This is a genomic window from Mesorhizobium sp. M1C.F.Ca.ET.210.01.1.1, assembly GCF_004791585.1.
Classification (GTDB): domain Bacteria; phylum Pseudomonadota; class Alphaproteobacteria; order Rhizobiales; family Rhizobiaceae; genus Mesorhizobium.
Genome location: NZ_SRUU01000184.1, coordinates 1 through 306 on the forward strand (window position 1 = coordinate 1; position 306 = coordinate 306).

Annotated in this window: 1 pseudogene; it reads right to left on the minus strand. The window is 55.6% G+C overall.

The annotated features are described in order from the left end of the window. Positions 1 to 306: pseudogene (locus EN853_RS33500) on the minus strand (hypothetical protein); the annotation flags it as partial.

Consider the following 306-nt stretch of genomic DNA (forward strand, 5'->3'; position numbering starts at 1 on the left):
TTGCCCAGAGGAGAAATCGAACAGCTGTCATTTTTCCCTGCAAGCTGCCCAAGTGCGATATCGGCCAACTTGCTATGCAGTTTGAGATCATACGCGAAGACGACTTCAGCACCGTCCGATCGAATCGCACGCACCGCTATGCGGCTACCGTCCTGGCTTGGGTTGCCTTTACCCGGCCCGAAGTGCAGATCCCGATAGTCCTCTGAATCGAACAGCACATCCTCGTGATTGGTCCGCGGTGCCCAGGTCGATATTCGCCGGCCTTGAACGCAGATCATCAAATCCGCTTGTTGCGGATGCCATTCG